This is a genomic window from Streptomyces sp. SID3343 (assembly GCF_009865215.1).
GTDB lineage: Bacteria > Actinomycetota > Actinomycetes > Streptomycetales > Streptomycetaceae > Embleya.
In genome coordinates this window covers 1-3,201 of sequence record NZ_WWJX01000515.1, presented here as the reverse complement: position 1 = coordinate 3,201, position 3,201 = coordinate 1, and the positions used below count along the sequence as shown (strand labels likewise).

General features: G+C 72.9%; 3 protein-coding genes. All 3 read right to left on the bottom strand.

What is annotated here, in order from left to right:
• The coding region (locus GT354_RS16275; protein ID WP_161357034.1) for a response regulator transcription factor at window positions 1-637 on the bottom strand (637 nt) is incomplete at its 3' end.
• A complete protein-coding gene (locus GT354_RS16270) occupies window positions 628-1,815 on the bottom strand; it encodes a histidine kinase (protein ID WP_161357033.1) in 1,188 nt (395 codons plus the stop codon). The genes GT354_RS16270 and GT354_RS16275, both read right to left, overlap by 10 nt.
• A 205-nt stretch (window positions 1,816-2,020) precedes the next feature.
• Window positions 2,021-3,201, bottom strand: a 1,181-nt coding sequence (locus GT354_RS16265) for an ABC transporter permease (RefSeq protein WP_161357032.1), incomplete at its 5' end; no start/stop codon positions are given.

Here is a 3,201-nt window from a genome sequence, read left to right as displayed (position 1 = left end):
CCAGGTAGCGCAGGATGGCCAGGACACGGCGGCTGTATCCGGTCACGTGGGACAGGTCGAGTTTGTCGAAGATCGCGTTGACGTGTTTCTCCACCGCGCTCTGCGACACGTGCAGGGCCCGGCCGATCGCCGCGTTGGTGAGGCCCTCCGCCATCCGCGCGAGCACCTCGCGTTCGCGGGGGCTGAGCTTCCCGAGCGGGTCGGCGTGGCTGGTTCGGGCGAGGAGTTGGCGGACCACCTCGGGGTCGAACGCCGCGCCACCGGCGGCAACCCGGGCCAGCGCGTCGAGGAAGTCGTCGACGTGCGCGACCCGGTCCTTGAGCAGGTAGCCGACGGCCGCGCCGTCCTGGGTCAGCAGCTCGACCGCGTAGCGCTTCTCGATGTACTGGGACAGCACCAGCACCCCCACCCCGGGGAGTCGCCGACGAACCTCCAGGGCCGCCCGCAACCCCTCGTCGGTGTGTGTCGGCGGCATCCGCACGTCGACCACCACCACGTCGGGGCGATGTTCGGTCACCGCCTCGACCATCGCGTCGCCGTCGGCCACGCCGGCCACCACGTCGTGCCCCTCGTCGGCGAGCAGCCGGGCGAGGCCCTCCCGCAACAACGCCGAATCGTCGGCCAGGACTATCCGCACGGCACCTCCGCGGTGATCGTGGTGGGGCCTCCGAGCGGGCTGTCGACCCGGAGGGTTCCGTCGAGTGCGGCGATCCGCCGGGCCAGCCCGGACAGGCCGCCGCCGGCCGGATCCGCGCCGCCGATGCCGTCGTCGACGATGCGCACGCACAATACGTCGTCGGCGCCCTCGCCATGGCGCGAGACGGTCACCGCGACGGCGTCGGCCAGCGCGTGCTTGACGGTGTTGGTGACCGCCTCGGCGACCACGAAGTAGACGGCCGTGGCCAGGATCGGCGCGGGTTCGCGCGCGACTTCGTACGAAAGGTCGACCCGCAGCGGCGCGCGCTCCGTGAGCGTCTCCAGGACCGCGTGCAGCCCGCCGTCGTCCAGACCGGTCGGGTGGATCCGCCAGGCCACGTCGCGCAGATCGGTCAGCGCCTGCTGCGCCTGTTCGTGCGCCTGGCGCAGCAGTTCGTCGGTACGCGCCGAGTCGCCGCTGCCTCGGCGGGCCCGCCCGAGCAGCATGCCCAGCGCCACCAGGCGCTGTTGCACGCCGTCGTGCAGGTCACGTTCGATCCGTCGGCGCTCCTCGTGCACAGCCTCTACGACGCCCGCCCGGCTCGCGGCCAACTCGTCGACCCGCCGGCGCAGTACCTCGCGCGGATCGGGTCCGAGCATGCGCCGGGACAGCGCCCGGTCCGTCTCGGCGATCCGGACCAGGCCGTGCACCGCGAGGTAGAGCAGCACCAGTCCGGGCGCAACCAGGATCAGCACGTCGGTCGCGGTCGTGTTCGCGCTGCCCGCGAGCCACGCGCCCACCATTACCGCCGCGCTCCCGATGCCGAACCCGGTCAGGGCGAGCACCGCGCCGCCGAGCAGCCCCACCGGCACGTGCGCGGCGAGGTAGCGGATCAGCCGCCCGGTCTCGACGGGCGGCGCGGCGTGTTCGCGCCCGGGGCGCCCGAGCCGCCGGAGTTCGAGCCCGGTCAGCGCCCGAGCACCACGCCTGATCAGCCGAGTCGACGCGCGGCGGGGCCGGGGCGTGAGCACGTACAGCGGCCCGGCCCCGATCAGGAAGAACAGGGTGAGCAGCGCGGTGCCGGCTCCGGCGGCGAGTCGCGCCGCACCGCGCACGCCCGCCCTGGCGAGCGCGGTGAACGAGCGCCCACGAGGGACGGGGGTCGTCGTCTCGGTCATGGTTCTTCCTCCCGTCCTCGTCTGATTCGGTCCCGCTTCGGCGGACTTGCGGCTACAGCCGACCTTCGGCTACAGCCGACTTTCGGCTACAGCCGACTTTCCGCTGCCGGCTGATGCTGCCGCCGGCTGATGCGGTTCCGGCCGAGACGGCTCCGGTCGACAAGGCTCCGCCGAGGTGGCTTCCCCCTACTCGGCTTCCGCCGGTTCAGCCGGTGCCGGACATGGCCGGCAGTACCGCGACCCGGGCTGCTCGGCGGGCCGGCAGCCAGGCCGCAACCAGTCCCACCACGACCGAACCGACCAGTACGGCGATGATCGTCGGCCACGGAACGGCGAGCGTATCCAGGCCCCGGCCGGCCAGCGTGCGCTGGGTGGCGATGCCCCACGCCAGCCCCGGCACCAGGCCCAGGAGGGCGCCGACCACCGAGATCGACACGGCCTCGATCCGAATCATCCGGCGCACGTGTCGGCCCGTGACGCCCAAGGCGCGCAGCAGGGCGAGTTCGCGGGTGCGCTCGACGACGGACAGCGCGAGGGTGTTGACCACGCCGAGCACGGCCACCACGATCGCGAGGCCGAGCAGTGCGTACACGAGGGCGAGCGCGGTGGAGACCGTGTCGTGCAGGGCCTGCCGGTAGCTGTCCCGGTCGCGGACCTTGGTCTGCGGGAACCGGTCGAGGCGGGAGGTCAGGGCCCGATACACCTCGGCGCGGTCGGCACCGCTCGCGGCGGTCGCGAAGTACACGTCGTCCAGCGGGACTTGGTCGGCGGGCAGCTGGGCTCGTACGGTATCCATCCCGACGTAGGTCGCGCCGGAGGCGAACACGTCGCCGTCGCGCACGATCCCGCCGACGTGCAGCGACGCGGTGCCGCCGCCGTGGAAACGCACGCGGACCGGATCGCCGACCTTCAGCCGATACTCGTCGGCGAACCCCTCGGGCACGGTGATCCCGTCGCCGGCGGCCTTGCCCGGGGCGAGCGTCGAGGCGGCGTCGCCGGCGGTGAAGGTGAGCCGGAAGTCGTCCGTGAAGCGCGCCGTGGTGGCGGTGAGTTCGTGGTCCTTCGCGGTGCCGTGGGCGGTGATCAGGTCGGCCTGTACGGTCTTTTGCGCGGTGACGTGGTCCAAGCCCGGCGTTTCGCGCACGGTACGGGCGACCTGTTCGGTCATCGGATGCGACGACAGCACGAAGTAGTCGGCGTTCATGGTGCGTTCGAGCTGTCCGTCCACCGAGACCACCAGCGAGGACGCGACCAGGGACAGGCTGCCCACGAGCGCGAGGCCGATCATCAGGGCGGCGGCGGTCGCGCCGGTCCGGCGCGGGTCGCGGATCGCGTTGCCGCGGGCGAGCCGACCGATCGGGCCGGACCTGCGGGCCACGACGCGGC

What these genes read in the sequence shown, in the direction of transcription:
- GT354_RS16270 (WP_161357033.1), bottom strand. Translation starts at nt 1,815, where the DNA reads ATGACCGAGACGACGACCCCCGTCCCTCGTGGGCGCTCGTTCACCGCG.